We start from the raw sequence: 14,277 nt of genomic DNA, 5'->3' as shown, positions 1-14,277 counted from the left end.
AGTGTATGACACTTTTGTAACGGTTTCACTTCAGCTCCACCGGCACGGCCATCGAGCGGGTGAGGCGTTTTCACGCGGCGCCAGGCCCCAGTCACGACTTGCCCAGATAGCGCGCTCGCTTGGCCGGCTTGAGGTTTGCCAGATCCAGCATCACCAGTCCGTCGACGCAACCGGAGAAACCGGGGTCCTCACCGAAATCCAGGAACTGCACCCCTTGTGGCTCGACCAGATCCACGTACTGGCGATAGAGCACTGGCAGGCTCACGCCGAGCGCATCCAGATGATGTTTCAACTTGCCCAGGCCCGCGCTGGGCTCGAGCCCGGCGAGCGCGGCACGGACCAACTCGATCACGTCTCGCGAAATCACGAACGGCTGCCGGGCAGAGGCCAATCCCGGCGCACCGAAGTAATGCTGGTGCGCTGCGGCGATCCACTCCCGTGCCTCGCGCGGAAGGTTCACCGACATGCTCACCGGGCCGAACAGGTAACGAAGCTCCGGATGACGCTGCAGGTACAGGCCGATCCCCTGCCAGAGCTGGTCGAGCGCACGCGACTTCCAGTACGCAGGGGCGATGAAGCTGCGGCCAAGCTCCAGTCCCTGCGCGAGGCGGGACTCCAGTGCCGGCGAATAATTGAACAGGCTGGCGGTATAGAGCGAGGCCAGGCCCCGCTCGGCGATGATGCGACCGCCGTGGCCGAAGCGGTACGAGCCCACAATGCGCAGCGCCTTCGGATCCCACAGGACCAGATGCTCGTAGTAGCTGTCGTAGACATCCAGATCGCGGCGCGCTCCCGTGCCTTCGCCGACCTTGCGGAAGGTCAGCTCACGCAGGCGCCCGATCTCGCGCAGCACGGGGCTGTCGGCAGCACCCTTGAACAGCATCACCTGCTTGCCATCAGCCAGCTCGGCCAGCTTCTCCGCGTCGGCGGCAAGACCTGCGACCACCCGTTCGGCGGGTTCCGGATGGGCCAGCGGCGCCTGGCCGCCGAACACCAGGCCGCGATGTCGGCCAACACGGTAAACGTGCCGGCGCATGAGCTTGGCGGCCTGCGCCGGGTCGTCGCCGCTACGCTGGGCGAGTTCTTCGGCACTGACCAGCGCACCGACACTGAAGCCGATGCGCTGGCGCGTCGGCGCTACCGCTTCGCGCGGCAGCATGGCGGTGGACAAGGGCTTGGCCAGCATCGACAGGCCGTAGAACATCGCCGAGTTGCGTGCCGCCATGTGCACCGGCAGCACCGGTGCCTTGCTGCGCAGCGCCAGCCGGGCAAATCCGTCGGACCAGACACCGTCGCGCAGACCGCCGGGTCCCAGACGCGATACCTCGCCGGCGGGGAACACGATCAGCGCCTCGCCATTGTCCAGCGCCCGATAGATGTTGCGCAGTTTGGAAGCCGCGCCCTTGCCGAAGACATCCACCGGCAGCAGCAGGCGACGCAGTGGCTCGATCAGCGCCAGCCAGTCATTGCCCAGAATGCGCACGTCCGGCCTGACCGAACCGATCAGATGCAGCAGCGCGAGCGCATCGACCATGCCCAGCGGATGGTTTGCGACCACCAGCAACGGACCGTCGACCGGGATGTTCTCGCGTTCGCGCGGGTTGATCCGGTAGCTGGCGCCGAGCACCTCCAGCGTGCGCTCGACGAAGTCGAACCCCTCGACATCACCAACCGCGCGCAGCACGCGATTGAAGCCTGCCTCATCGGCCAGTCGGCCCAGCACGCCCGCAACGGGGCGGCGGATCCGCGGATGCTGGGCAAGCCAAGGCATACGCTCAATGAGGCTTTTGTCGATGCTGAGCATGACCATCTCCTGGGGCTCTGCCCATGCTGGCGGCCAATTATGACAGTCGCTTGATGCCCTGGAGCAGTCGCGACGACAAATCGTTGCGATCGCCGTTTCAAACAGCCAGGTGCAGGTACGCCGCGATGCCGCCGAGGAACATCTGCACCGAGAGCGCGATCAGCAACATGCCCATCACCCGCTCCAGTGCAGTGAGCACGCTTTCGCCGAGCCAACGGAAAAGGTAGGTGGAGCTGAGCAGGATCAACGACGTCGCCAGCCACGCCAGCACCAGCGCCATCGCCCAATCGGCGGTGCGGCCCGGCTGGGTATTGGTGAGCAGCAACAGCGCGGCCATCGCGGAAGGACCCGCCACGCCGGGAATCGCCATCGGCACGATGAATGGCTCGCCCTCGCCGGGCTTGCCGAAGATCCCGCCACCATCCGCGGGCGGAAACACCATGCGGATGCCGATGAGAAACAACACGATGCCGCCTGCGATGCTGATCGACTCCTGGCGCAACTGCAGGGCCTTGAGAATCACCTGCCCGCCCACCAGGAACACCAGCAGCACCCCGAGCGCGATCAGCAGCTCGCGCACCATGACCAGCCGGCGTCGACGCGGTGGAACGTCCTTGAGCAGGCTGAGGAAGAACGGGATGTTGCCCAGCGGGTCCATGATGAGAAACAGCAGGATTCCCGCCGACAACGTGGTCATCTGCGTTTCCATAGAACAACCCCTGTGCGTATTGCCGTGTAAGTGAGGGAGTCGGCTTCGACCAATTCGCCGGCGCGATCAGGCGCGCAGATCGAGTACGGCACCGCGCGCACCCGCGCCCTCGGCGCTGAGCAGATAGACCACCGCCTCGGCAGTCACATCGGGCAGCGGATGCATCAGCGTGTCCTCGCCGAAATACGCTTCCCGCCGCAGCGCCGTGCGCATTGGCGCCGGCAGCACGCCGTGGACACGCACACTGCCGCGATCATTCTCGTGATGCAGGATTTCCGCCATGCGTTCCAGCGCCGCTTTCGACGCACCATAGCCACCCCAGTGCGCACGGGCCACGAGATCGGGATCGTCATGCACGAACACCACCGCACTGTCTGCAGCGCCTGCGAGCAGCGGCAGGCAGGCCTGGGTAAGTGCGAACGGAGCGGATACGTTCACGTGCATCGCGCGCAGGAAGTGGTCCGGCTTGTGCATCGCAAGCGGCGTTAATCCAGTAAAGCTCACGGCGGCATGGACGATGCCGTCGAGCCGACCCAGATCGCGCTCGATCGCGTCGGCAAGCGCCTCGTAATCCGCAGGCGTCGCGGCCTCCAGGTCCAGCGGATGGATCACCGGCTCGGGCAGCTGCTGCCGGACCATCTCGTCGTACAACTGCTCCAGCTGGCGCTTGCGGCGCCCGGCAAGGATCACGGTCGCGCCGGCATGCGCAGCGGCGTGGGCGACCGCAGAGCCAAGGCCACCGTAGGCGCCCGTCACCAGCACCACGCGCTCGGCGAGCGCATCGGCCGGCGCATGCGCCGGCCGCTTGATCATCGGCAGGCTCATTCGTGCACTGCCCCGAGTACGTCCGAGGCCATGCGCTGCAGTTCGCCGGCGGCGTGCAGGTCTTCCATGATGTCGCACCCGCCGATCAGTTCGCCCTGGATGTAGAACTGGGGAAACGTCGGCCAGTTGGCATAGTGCGGAAGGGCCGCCCGCATCTCCGGATCGGCCAGCACGTTGACCGCGTGGAACGATGCCCCCGCCGCTTCGAGCGCGTGGACCGCTCGGCTGGAAAACCCGCACATGGGAAAGCGCGGCGTGCCTTTCATGAAAAGCACCATGGCGTGTTCGGCGAGCACCGCCTTGATTCGCTCGTTGACGTCCATAACTGGGGGTTTCATCACTACAATGCAGTCAAGCCGCTAGTGTATCAGCCGCTCTCCGGCCGCCGCGCATGCGCGGCCTGCCCTTTCCCCTTCTAGCCACCGTCAAGGAGCCAAAGTCATGGCGATCGAACTGCCTGCCCTGCCCTATGAAAAGAATGCACTCGAACCGCATATCTCTGCCGAGACGCTGGAATACCACTATGGCAAGCATCACCAGGCCTATGTGACCAATCTCAACAATCTCATCAAGGGCACCGAATTCGAGGATGCCCCGCTCGAGGAGATCGTCAAGAAGTCCTCCGGCGGCGTGTTCAACAATTCCGCCCAGGTGTGGAACCACACCTTCTACTGGAACTCGATGAAGCCCAACGGCGGTGGCGAGCCTACCGGCAAGCTGGCCGACGCGATCAGCAAGGCGTTTGGCTCGGTGGACAAGTTCAAGGAGGAGTTCAGCAAATCTGCCGCCGGCAACTTCGGTTCGGGCTGGACCTGGCTGGTGCAGCGCCCGGACGGCTCGCTCGGCATCGTCAATACCTCCAACGCGGCCACTCCGATCACCGGTAGCGACAAGCCGCTGTTCACGGCCGACGTGTGGGAACACGCCTATTACATCGATTATCGCAACGCCCGCCCGAAGTACCTGGAAGCTTTCTGGCACCTGGTCAACTGGGATTTTGCGGCGCAGAACCTGGCGTGATCACGAGACGGCGGCATCGCGAGCGCGCTCGCCTCTGACGCCGTCGGTAAAAGCCTGAATAAAAAAACGGAGCCGGTGACGGCTCCGTTTTTTGTTCGCAAGTCCCCGCAGAATCAGCTCAGCAAGTCCAGCAGCGGCCGGGCCTGCTCCTGCCGACCCAGTGCCTGCGCGACCGCGGCCACGCGATCGGCCAACGTCGTGGCGTCGGGTGCGCACAGGGTGGCATGCCCAACCTTGCGGCCGGGGCGCGCCTCTTTGCCGTAGTCGTGCCAGTGCCCATCCACCGCCCGCAACAGCGGCTCCTTTGCCGGAAGCTCACCAATCCAGTTGAACATCACCGACAGCCCGCGCGCGCCGGTGTCGCCGAGCGGCAGGCCCAGCACGGCCCGCACATGGTTCTCGAACTGACTGGTGTGCGAGCCCTCGATCGTCCAGTGGCCGGAGTTGTGCACCCGCGGGGCCATCTCGTTGCCCAGCAACTGCCCGTCCTTGACGAACAGCTCCAGCGCGAACACGCCCACGTAGTCCAGCCGCTCGGCCAGCGTCTTTGCCAGCGCCGTGGCCCGGGGCTGCAGCGCATCGATGTCGGGCGCCGGGGCCAAGCTGAGGCTCAGCACCCCGTCGGTATGCCAGTTGCGGGTCAGCGGCCAGGTCCGGAACTCGCCGTCGCGACCGCGCACCGCCAGCACCGAGAGCTCCCGCTCGAACGGGACGAATGCCTCGAGAATCAGCCCGTGCGCCGACGCCTGCGCCCCCAGTGCCATCCAGGCCGCATCGGCGTCCGCGAGCGAGTGCAGGCGGAACTGCCCCTTGCCGTCATAGCCGAGCCGGCGCGTCTTGAGGATCGCCGGTACCCCCGTGATCGCCAGCGCCCGCTGCAGTTCTTCGCGGGTGTCGACCGGCACGAACTCGGGAGTTGCCAACCCGCACTCGCGGAACAGGGTCTTTTCGGTGAGCCGGTCCTGCGCGACCGCCAATGCGGACGGATTGGGGAAAACCGGCAGCTGCTCGGCCAGTCGATGAGCGGTCTGCGCCGGCACGTTCTCGAAATCGAAGGTCGCCACATCGACCGTGGAAGCGAAAGCGGCCAACGCCGGCTTGTCGTCCCAGGCCGCCACGGTGAGTGCCGCCACCTGCCCCGCGCAGGCGTCGGCAGCCCCATCCACGACCACGCAGCGTACGCCCAGCGGCGCAGCAGCAAGCGCGAGCATGCGTGCCAGCTGACCGCCGCCGAGGATCCCGAGAACGGCCCGGTCTTGCCCGCTCATGCGCGCGGGTCCGGCTGGTCGAGCACGGCCTGCGTCTGCCGCGCTCGGAAAGCGTCGAGCGCACCGGCCAGCTTGTCGTCCTGCAGCGCCAGGATCGCCCCGGCAAGCAGTGCGGCATTCACCGCGCCAGCGCGGCCGATCGCGAGCGTCCCGACCGGGATGCCGGCTGGCATCTGCGCAATCGACAGCAGCGAATCCATGCCATTGAGCGCACGCGACTGCACCGGCACGCCAAGCACCGGCAGGCGAGTCTTGGCCGCCAGCATGCCCGGCAGATGGGCGGCGCCGCCGGCGCCGGCAATGATCACCTGGATGCCGCGCCCGGCAGCCTGTTCGGCGTAGCGGAAAAGCAGGTCCGGCGTGCGGTGCGCCGAGACCACCTGCACCTCGTGCGGCACCCCGAGCTGGTCGAGCAACTCGACCGCGTGCTGCATCGTCTCCCAGTCCGAGCGGGAACCCATGACCACGCCCACGCGTGGCTGCAGTGCGGCTTTCGACATGGCTGGCGCGTCCAAAAACAATTATTGTAGGGGCTTTCCCCAGCGCAGACACCCTCAAGCCTCATGGACAAGCGCCTGCTCGACATTCTCTGCTGTCCGGTCAGCAAGACGCCGGTGAGGCCGGCGACCCGCGCGGAGCTGGATGCGCTGAACCGCGCCATCGCGGCCGGTGATCTGCAAAACGTGGGGCACGCCCCGGTGACGGCCCGCATCGACGAAGCGCTCGTCACGACCGACCGCAAGGTGCTGTACCGGGTCGAAGACGGCATTCCGGTCATGCTGCCTGAAGAAGGCATCGGCACCACCCAGCTGGCCGATTTTCCCGCCGGTTGACGAAAAACTGCTGCCCAGCGCATGACACGGTAATCAAACTGGGCTTATTGTTGGGACTCGTGCGGCCGCAGTGGCCGCTGTTGTCCATGCGGCAACGCCTCGGGGGACGGCGATGAAAGACGCCATCGAACCAACCAAGATCGTCAGTCTCAGCCAGCGCAGCGACTCGCCAGAGCGGCTGGGCGACTTGTTGCACGCGGTTCGCGACACCGCCAGCCGCAAGCTGCAGAAGCTGCTGGGCAACATGTTCGAGCACGTTGATGACGCGCTGTTCGATCTCGCGGAAAAGGCCGAGAACAACGCGGCGCAGATGCACTATTTCGACGGCATGCGCGAGGTGCGCAAGCGCCGCCCTGCCGTGGAGCGCAGCTATCTGGCCCAGTTCAGTCGCGGCTTGTCCGATTTTGCTGCCAACCGGCGCGCCGCGTCCGCCGAAGCCCCGCCCGTCACGACCGGCGGGGTCGAGCTCAGCCTGGTGGCCGACAACGAACTGGAAGAGTCGCTGGCGATCACCAGCATGATCAGCAAGAACGAGGCGCGCCTGACCCGCGAGCTGTTCGCGGTAAACCAGCGCCTGGGCGTGATCTGCGGCGGCATCAAGGTGGACGACGCGAACAACCCGGTCGGGCCGGGCGTGCTTACCCAGACGTTCCGGCAGGCGATGCGGGAGCTGGCGGCCGACATGCGCGTCAAGCTGATCATCTACAAGCTGTTTGACCGCTATGTCCTCTCCGGACTGGAAGAGTTGTACCAGGAGTTGAACGTCGAACTCGTGCGTGCCGGCGTGCTGCCGCAGCTGCGGCGCGAGATTGCCCGCGGCACGGCCGCGCGCGGGGCCGCCAGCCGCGGCCCGGCCGGTAGCGACGCGGCCGACGGGACAGGCATCGATGGCGCGGCCGAGGACGCCGGCAACCTGCTCCATACGCTGCACGCGTTGTTCAGCGCTCGCCGCGGCCAGCCGAACGGCAGCCTCGGTGGCGGCGCGGCACCGGGGCCGCAGACGATTCCCACAGCCAATGAGCTGCTCGGTGCGTTGAGCGTGCTGCAGAGCCAGATCGCAACCGACGGCTCGCTGCCGAACTACGGGGACGCCTCCGGCGCCGACATCGCGCATGAGGTGGCCCAGCTCAAGGAGCAATTGTTCAACCAGATCGGCTCCCTGCGCGGCGAGCGTCCGCACCACGTGTCATCCATCGATGAAGACACCATCGACCTGGTCAGCATGTTGTTCGAGTTCATCCTCGAGGACCGCAACCTGCCCGCGCAGATGCAGGTCATGCTGGCCCGGCTGCAGATTCCCTATCTCAAGGCGGCAATCCTGGACCGGCGGCTGTTCGCTCACCGCCAGCATCCGGCACGCCGGCTGCTGGACAGCCTGGCGGACGTTGCCAAGGGCTGGTCGGAAGAGTCCGACAAGGATCGTCGCCTGCACGACAAGGTGAAGTCCATCGTCGAGCAGCTGCTGCACGACTTCGATGACGACATGGGCATTTTCGAGCGCCTGGCCGTTGATCTGCAGGAGTTCCAGGAACTGACCCGCAAGCGCGCGGAGCTGGCCGAGCAGCGCGTGGCAGAGTCCACTCGCGGCCGCGAGAAGCTGGAGCAGGCCCGCCGTCGCGCCGCTCGCGAAATCCTCGACCGCATCGATGGCAAGCCGCTGCCGCCACTGATCCATGGCGTGCTCGCGCGCGCCTGGGCGAACTACCTGGTACTGATCCTGTTGCGCCAAGGCGATGGCTCGCCGGAATTCGCCGATGGTCTGCGCTTCGTGAACGAGCTGATTGCCAGCACCCGGCTGGCCGGAGACGAAGAAGGTCGCGCCACGCTGCGGCAGATGTTGCCCGGTATCGAGCGCGCGCTGCGCCGCGGCCTGGCGAACGTCGCGTTCCAGGAGGACGACGTCGAGCGGCTGCTGACCCAGCTGCAGGCTTACTACCGCCAGCAGTTGGGTGAAGCCCCCGCGGCGCCCGCCGACGCGAGCCCGATCCAGGCCCCGCCCGCCATTCCGGAGAGCGTGCAGTCGATCGTCGAGTCGGTACCCGAGCCCGCCCCAGCGGTGGAGCTGGAGGCCGAGGAGTCGCTCGCGATCCTGCCGCCGGAGGTACGCGAGCAGATGGCAACGGTGGGCGCGATGAAGCCGGGCGTCTGGGTCGAGTTCTGTCCGGCCGAAGGTGCGGTTGAACGGGCGAAGCTGTCGTGGATCAGCCCGATGAGCGGACGCTACCTGTTCGTCAACCGGCGCGGTCTGAAGGTGGGCGATTATTCACCGCCGGAGCTGGCTGCGTCCTTTGCCGACGGAACCGCCCGACTGCTGGCCTCCAACGCATTCTTCGACCGCGCCATGGATGCCATCGTGGGCCGGCTCAGCCAACCCGCCGCCGATAACGCAGAGCACGAATGACGTCGGAGAACCGTTTCGCCCGCCCTGCCGCCGAACTGATCCAGCAGGATGTCGAACGAGCCCTGGCCGAAGATCTCGGTTCCGGAGACGCAACGGCCGACCTGCTACCGGCCGATGCCTCGGCCGAGGCGGTATTGGTCTGTCGCGAGCCCGCGGTACTGGCTGGCAGCGCCTGGTTCGACGCATGTTTCAGGTCGCTGGACGCCGAGGTAAGCATCGAGTGGAACGCCGTCGACGGTGATCGCGTCCCGGCCGACAGCACGCTATGCCGGTTGCGAGGCAACGCACGTGCGCTGGTCACCGCGGAGCGTTCGGCGCTCAATTTCCTGCAGCTGCTCTCCGGCACCGCCACGGTCACTGCCGGGTTCGTGGCTGCGCTCGCCGGCTCGCGGACGCGGCTGCTCGATACCCGCAAGACCATTCCGGGCCTGAGACTGGCGCAGAAGTACGCGGTGCGTTGCGGCGGCGGCGTCAACCACCGCATCGGCCTGCACGACGGCATCCTGATCAAGGAAAACCACATCATCGCCGCTGGCAGCATTGCGCTGGCGGTGGGTAACGGCCGCCGCATTCATCCGGATCTCCCGCTGGAAGTCGAGGTGGAAACGCTCGATGAGCTGCGACAGGCGCTGGATGCCGGCGCTGATCGCATCATGATCGACAACTTCGACCCGGCTTCGATGCGGGAAGCGGTGCGGATCGCCAATGGCCGGGCGTCGCTGGAAGTATCCGGCAACGTCGACCTGGACCGCATCGGCGAGATCGCCGCCAGTGGCGTCGACTTCGTGTCGGTGGGCGCGCTGACCAAGCACGTCAGGGCGGTCGATCTTTCGCTGCGCCTGCGGTTGCACTAGCGGCGCCAGCGAACTTCATCCCCGCACCGGTCCCCGCGCTGCACGCTCGCGGCGCCTGGCCTTGCGGAGCCGCCCGGCGGCACACACACTGCGGAGATGGGCAATCTGCACGACCTCATGCTTCTTGTCTGCCTCGGCGGCATCGTGGTGACATGGCTCCAGCTTGCCCGGGCGCGAGAGGTAGCCGTGCTGGAGGTGCGCCGCCTGTGCGAGCGTCACGAGCTTCAGCTGCTGGACGAAACGGTAGGCATGCGCGCCTTGCGCTTGCGCCGCATCGACGGCCAGCGCCTGCTGGAGCGTTGCTACGGCTTCGATGTCAGCGTGGCCGGAGACGACCGCAGCCATGGCCGGCTCTGGATGGCCGCGGGACGAGTCACGGAAGTGCAGCTGCCGACGAGCCGCTGGTTCAACACGGTGGGGGCGGTATCCGCCCCAGACGGCCCGAAAGAAGCGGCCGAACCGGAAGCCCGCTTGACCGCTCCCGACAACGTGGTGCCGCTCCGCCCGCGCCCGCGCCTGGAGCAGCGAGGCGACTGAAAAGCGCAGTACGCGGTGCAGCGAGTTCCATGCGTACGCGCCTTGCGCGCGCGTACGCAGGAACGCTGGCCGCTACTTGACCACCCGCAGGTGCGGCGCGCCGCGACGAGGCTTGTCGTCGCCATCGGGGCCGGCGTCGGGACCAGCGGGCGGTTCACCGCCGTCGCTTGGCGGAGTTGGCGGCGTGTCGCCATCACCCTCTTCGGCGGGAAACATCATGCCCTGCCCGTTTTCCTGCGCATAAAGCGCCAGCACGGCGTGAACCGGAATGAGGATCGACTGGCTGACGCCGGAGAAGCGGGCCTGGAAGCTGATCCAGTCGTTGCCCAGGTCGAGGTTGGCCACAGCGCGCATGGCGAGATTCAGCACGACCTGGCCGTTCTTGATCACCTGCGGCGGCACCCGCACGCCCTCCTTGCCTGCATCGACCAGGATGTACGGGGTCAGGTTATTGTCCGAGATCCAGTCGTAGATCGCCCGCAGCAGATACGGGCGATTGGAGCTCATCGGCGGCGCTTCGTCGGCGCCCATCATGCCGCCCGCATGGCTTTTTCTTCCGCGGTAAGGCTGCGCGCGTAGCCCTGGCCGTTGAACAGCCGCTCGCCGTAGTCGAGGATCGGACGCCCCTCGCGCCCCAGATCCACGCCCAGCCACGGCAGCCGCCAGACCACCGGAGCCACCAGGCAATCGGCCAGGCTCATTTCCGGATTGAGGAAGAATTTCGCCGCCTTGAACAGCGGCAACGCCACCAGCAGGTGCTCTCGCAGACGCTTGCGCGCCGCGTCGGCGGGGCGTCCACCGGCGCGGATGATGTCCACTTCCGGCAGCCAGTCGCGCTCGATACGCACCGCCGCGAGGCGCAGTCGCGCGCGCGACTGCGGATCGATGGGCATCAGCGGCGGATGCGGGTAGCGCTCGTCGAGGTACTCGCAGACCACCGATGTGTCGTACAGCGTCAAATCGCGATCGACCAGGGTCGGCGTGCTCGCGTACGGATTCAGGTCGACGAGATCTTCCGGCGGCTTGCCGGGTTCCACCATCACCCGCTCGTAGCTGACGCCCTTGGCGGCCAGCAGCAGACGCACGCGATGACACTGGACGTCATCGGCGGTGGTGTAAAGGGTGAGCACCGTACGCGAACGGGCGCTTTGAACCATGCGCAATCTCCCCGACTAACAACGTAACGCGGCGGCCAGTGGCCGCCGCAGGGTTACCAATGGAGCGACGCTCAGTGCACGTCCTTCCAGTATTCCTTCTTGAGCAGGTAAGCCAGGAAGGTGAAGCCGGCGAGGAACAGAAGCACCCAGATCCCGTAGTGCTTGCGCTGGATCGCCGCCGGCTCGGACACGTACTCGAGGAAGCTGGTGAGGTCACGCGTGGCCTGCTGGTACTGCGCCGGGGTCATCTTGCCCGGCTTGGAGAGCTCGAGCTTCTCGACGCCCTCCTCGCCTTCCTTGCGCACCGCGGTCTGCACACCCTGCAGCTCCCACAGCGGGTTCGGCATCGCGGCGTTCGGGAACACCGTGTTGTTCCAGCCCACCGGGCGGCTCGGGTCCACGTAGAACGCATTGAGGTAGGCATAGACCCAGTCAGCGGTCTTGGCACGTACTTCAAGCGACAGATCCGGCGGTGCCTTGCCGAACCACTTGGCGGCCTCTTCGGCCGGCATGTGCGACTCGATGGTCTCGCCGAACTTGGCGCCGGTGAAGTTGAGGTTCTGCATCACCTCCTGCTCGGACAGGCCAAGGTCTTCCGCCATGCGCGAGTAGCGCATGTACTTGAGCGAATGGCAGCCCGCGCAGTAGTTGAAGAAGAGCTTGGCGCCGCGCTGGAGAGACGCCTGATCGTTGATGCTGGCACCGGACGAGGGCAGGCCGCCCTCCTCGGAGGCCGCAGCCGACAGGCTGCCGGCGAGCAGGCCGAGGGCCAGCGCGATCGAGAAAAAATAGCGCTTAGTCATGCATCGTCACCCGTTCCGGAACCGGCTTGGTCGACTCCCAGCCAAGGCGCGTGTAGAGCCCGAGGAAGACGAAGAAGCCAAAGTAAATCAAGGTCATCACGCGGCCGAACAGGTTCTCCCAGAACGTCACGTCGACGTCGCCGAACCACTCGGGAATCACCTCGGCCGTCACGCCGGCACCGACTGCACCGAGCATGATGAACGAGAGCACGAACACGCCCAGCGCCACCTTGTAGCCCGTGCCGCGATAGCGGATCGAGCGCACCTTGCCCACGTCGATCCACGGCATGGCGAACAGCACGGCGATGGCGCCGAACATGCCCAGAACGCCCCAGAACGCCGTGCCCAGGAACGACGGGATCATGCGGAGAATCGCGTAGAAGGGGGTGAAGTACCACACCGGCTTGATGTGCGACGGCGTCACCAGGTTGTTGGCCGGGATGAAGTTGTCGTGCTCCAGGAACCAGCCACCGAAGGTCGGCGCAAAGAAGATGATGAACGCGGCGATCAGCAGGAAGAAGCCCACGCCGACCAGATCCTTCACCGTGTAGTACGGGTGGAACGGAATGCCGTCGGCCGGCTTCAGCGCATCCCAGCGGTTGCCCTTGGGTCCCTTCTTGATATCCACGCCGTCAGGGTTGTTGGATCCCACCTCGTGCAGCGCCGCGATATGCAGCACCACCAGCAACAGCAGCACCAGCGGCATCGCGATCACGTGCAGTGCGAAGAACCGGTTGAGCGTCGCGTCGGCCGGGATGTAGTCGCCCATGATCCACTGCACCAGCGCGTCGCCGATGTAGGGGATGGTGCCGAACAGCGAGATGATCACCTTGGCGCCCCAGAACGACATGTTGCCCCACGGCAGCACGTAGCCCATGAAGGCCTCGGCCATCAGCACCAGGAAGATCAGCATGCCCAGCACCCACACCAGCTCGCGCGGCTTCTTGAACGAGCCGTACATCAGGCCGCGGAACATGTGCAGGAACACCACGATGAAGAACAGCGAGGCGCCGGTGGAGTGCATGTAGCGGATCAGCCAGCCCCACTCCACGTCACGCATGATGTACTCGACCGAGGCGAACGCTTCGAGCGCGCTGGTCTTGTAGTTCATGGTGAGGAAGATGCCGGTGACGATCTGGTTGACCAGCACCAGCAGCGCCAGCGAACCGAAGTAGTACCAGAGGTTGAAGTTCTTCGGCGCGTAGTACTCGGTCATGTGCTTGCGATACGCAGGCATCATGTTCGGAGCACGCTCGTTGACCCAGTCACCCACGCGGGAGAATACGTTAGCCATCAGCTGGCCTCCTTCGGATCAACGCCGATCTGGATGGTGCTGTCGTCGACGAAGTGATACGGCGGCACCTGCAGGTTCTTCGGCGCGGGCACGCCCTGGAACACGCGCCCGGCCATGTCGTAGCGCGACTTGTGGCAGGGGCAGTAGAAGCCACCCTTCCAGTTCGGGTCGAACGGCTCGGGCTTGATCTCCGGGACGAAGTCCGGCACGCAGCCAAGGTGGGTGCAGATGCCCACCACCACCAGCCATTCCGGCTTGATCGCGCGGCTTTCGTTCTGCGCGTACTTCGGCTGCTGGTCGGCCGAGATGCCCGTGGACGTGGGATCGACCAGACGCGAATCGACCATCGGCAACACCGCGAGCTGCGCCTTGGTGCGGTTCACCACGAACACCGGCAGGCTGCGCCACGGGAAGGTGACCTTCTGGCCCTGCTCGATCTTGCTGATGTCCACCGTCACCGGAGCACCGGCGGCCTTGGCGCGCGCGCTGGGTTCCCACGTCTTGATAAAGGGCACGACTGCCGCGACGACTCCTGCACCACCCACCACCGCGGTGGTGGCTGTGAGGAAACGGCGGCGGCCGTGATCGACGACTTCATTCGCCATCAGGCTCTCCGGAACTTGCAATGCCATTGAGGTGCGGACCGGTGGCTTCCACTGGTGCTTGCGAAGCAGGTCAACAGCCCGGGGCTGGATGCCCGGAGGCCCGCGACCCGTTCCGAAGCTTGCGCGGCACGCGAAAACCCGCGAACGACGCTGCCCCTTCAGAACAT

At 66.0% G+C, this 14,277-nt stretch carries 16 protein-coding genes; 5 read left to right on the top strand and 11 right to left on the bottom strand.

The window, feature by feature from the left end; all coding sequences use genetic code 11:
- Nucleotides 1-91: 91 nt before the first annotated feature.
- The 4 genes from olsF to grxD all read right to left on the bottom strand — a co-directional run bounded on the left by olsF (nt 92) and on the right by grxD (nt 3,661).
- Complete coding sequence (gene olsF / locus VFG40_RS07815) at nt 92-1,804, bottom strand: bifunctional ornithine lipid synthase OlsF (RefSeq protein WP_324896662.1); 1,713 nt, start codon at nt 1,802-1,804, stop codon at nt 92-94.
- Between the two features lie 97 nt (nt 1,805-1,901).
- Complete coding sequence (locus VFG40_RS07810; RefSeq protein WP_324896660.1) at nt 1,902-2,501, bottom strand: YhgN family NAAT transporter; 600 nt, start codon at nt 2,499-2,501, stop codon at nt 1,902-1,904.
- Nucleotides 2,502-2,579: 78 nt separating this feature from the next.
- Nucleotides 2,580-3,326 carry an SDR family NAD(P)-dependent oxidoreductase gene (locus tag VFG40_RS07805; protein WP_414649267.1) on the bottom strand — a complete coding sequence of 249 codons (747 nt, stop codon included), beginning with the start codon at nt 3,324-3,326 and terminating at the stop codon, nt 2,580-2,582.
- A gap of 8 nt (nt 3,327-3,334) precedes the next feature.
- Nucleotides 3,335-3,661 carry a Grx4 family monothiol glutaredoxin gene (gene grxD / locus VFG40_RS07800; RefSeq protein ID WP_324896720.1) on the bottom strand — a complete coding sequence of 109 codons (327 nt, stop codon included), beginning with the start codon at nt 3,659-3,661 and terminating at the stop codon, nt 3,335-3,337.
- Nucleotides 3,662-3,779: 118 nt separating this feature from the next.
- Between grxD and sodB the strand changes: the two genes are divergently transcribed.
- Nucleotides 3,780-4,358, top strand: coding sequence for a superoxide dismutase [Fe] (sodB, locus tag VFG40_RS07795; protein ID WP_324896656.1), 579 nt, complete (start codon nt 3,780-3,782; stop codon nt 4,356-4,358).
- Nucleotides 4,359-4,471: 113 nt separating this feature from the next.
- On the opposite strand, the gene VFG40_RS07790 is transcribed toward sodB, so the two are convergent.
- Nucleotides 4,472-5,626, bottom strand: a complete 1,155-nt coding sequence (locus VFG40_RS07790) for a 5-(carboxyamino)imidazole ribonucleotide synthase (protein ID WP_324896654.1) — start codon at nt 5,624-5,626, stop codon at nt 4,472-4,474.
- Nucleotides 5,623-6,126: a 5-(carboxyamino)imidazole ribonucleotide mutase gene (gene purE / locus VFG40_RS07785; protein ID WP_324896651.1), complete on the bottom strand. Its 504-nt coding sequence runs from the start codon at nt 6,124-6,126 to the stop codon at nt 5,623-5,625. Before purE ends, VFG40_RS07790 begins: the two co-directional genes overlap by 4 nt.
- A gap of 63 nt (nt 6,127-6,189) precedes the next feature.
- Between purE and VFG40_RS07780 the strand changes: the two genes are divergently transcribed.
- From VFG40_RS07780 to VFG40_RS07765, 4 genes are all read left to right on the top strand, one after another.
- Complete coding sequence (locus VFG40_RS07780; RefSeq protein ID WP_324896649.1) at nt 6,190-6,459, top strand: Trm112 family protein; 270 nt, start codon at nt 6,190-6,192, stop codon at nt 6,457-6,459.
- A gap of 112 nt (nt 6,460-6,571) precedes the next feature.
- Entirely contained in the window at nt 6,572-8,860 is a 2,289-nt protein-coding gene (locus VFG40_RS07775) for a DUF1631 domain-containing protein (protein ID WP_324896647.1), read from the top strand.
- A complete protein-coding gene (gene nadC / locus VFG40_RS07770; protein WP_324896646.1) occupies nt 8,857-9,714 on the top strand; it encodes a carboxylating nicotinate-nucleotide diphosphorylase in 858 nt (285 codons plus the stop codon). The genes VFG40_RS07775 and nadC overlap by 4 nt, the downstream gene beginning before the upstream one ends.
- Nucleotides 9,715-9,810: 96 nt before the next feature.
- Entirely contained in the window at nt 9,811-10,251 is a 441-nt protein-coding gene (locus VFG40_RS07765) for a DUF3301 domain-containing protein (protein WP_324896644.1), read from the top strand.
- A gap of 72 nt (nt 10,252-10,323) precedes the next feature.
- On the opposite strand, the gene VFG40_RS07760 is transcribed toward VFG40_RS07765, so the two are convergent.
- The 5 genes from VFG40_RS07760 to petA all read right to left on the bottom strand — a co-directional run bounded on the left by VFG40_RS07760 (nt 10,324) and on the right by petA (nt 14,110).
- Nucleotides 10,324-10,758 carry a ClpXP protease specificity-enhancing factor gene (locus VFG40_RS07760; protein WP_324896642.1) on the bottom strand — a complete coding sequence of 145 codons (435 nt, stop codon included), beginning with the start codon at nt 10,756-10,758 and terminating at the stop codon, nt 10,324-10,326.
- A 23-nt stretch (nt 10,759-10,781) separates the two neighbouring features.
- Entirely contained in the window at nt 10,782-11,408 is a 627-nt protein-coding gene (locus tag VFG40_RS07755) for a glutathione S-transferase N-terminal domain-containing protein (RefSeq protein WP_324896640.1), read from the bottom strand.
- Nucleotides 11,409-11,479: 71 nt separating this feature from the next.
- Nucleotides 11,480-12,211, bottom strand: a complete 732-nt coding sequence (locus VFG40_RS07750; RefSeq protein WP_324896638.1) for a cytochrome c1 — start codon at nt 12,209-12,211, stop codon at nt 11,480-11,482.
- Nucleotides 12,204-13,505, bottom strand: a complete 1,302-nt coding sequence (locus VFG40_RS07745) for a cytochrome b (RefSeq protein ID WP_324896637.1) — start codon at nt 13,503-13,505, stop codon at nt 12,204-12,206. The genes VFG40_RS07750 and VFG40_RS07745 overlap by 8 nt, the downstream gene beginning before the upstream one ends.
- A complete protein-coding gene (gene petA, locus VFG40_RS07740; protein WP_324896635.1) occupies nt 13,505-14,110 on the bottom strand; it encodes a ubiquinol-cytochrome c reductase iron-sulfur subunit in 606 nt (201 codons plus the stop codon). The genes VFG40_RS07745 and petA overlap by 1 nt, the downstream gene beginning before the upstream one ends.
- Between the last annotated feature and the right edge of the window lie 167 nt (nt 14,111-14,277).

The sequence above is a fragment of the Dyella sp. genome (assembly GCF_035685805.1).
Lineage (GTDB): Bacteria > Pseudomonadota > Gammaproteobacteria > Xanthomonadales > Rhodanobacteraceae > Dyella_A.
Note: the sequence above shows the minus strand (reverse complement) of the source record. Positions and strands in the feature narration are given on the sequence as shown.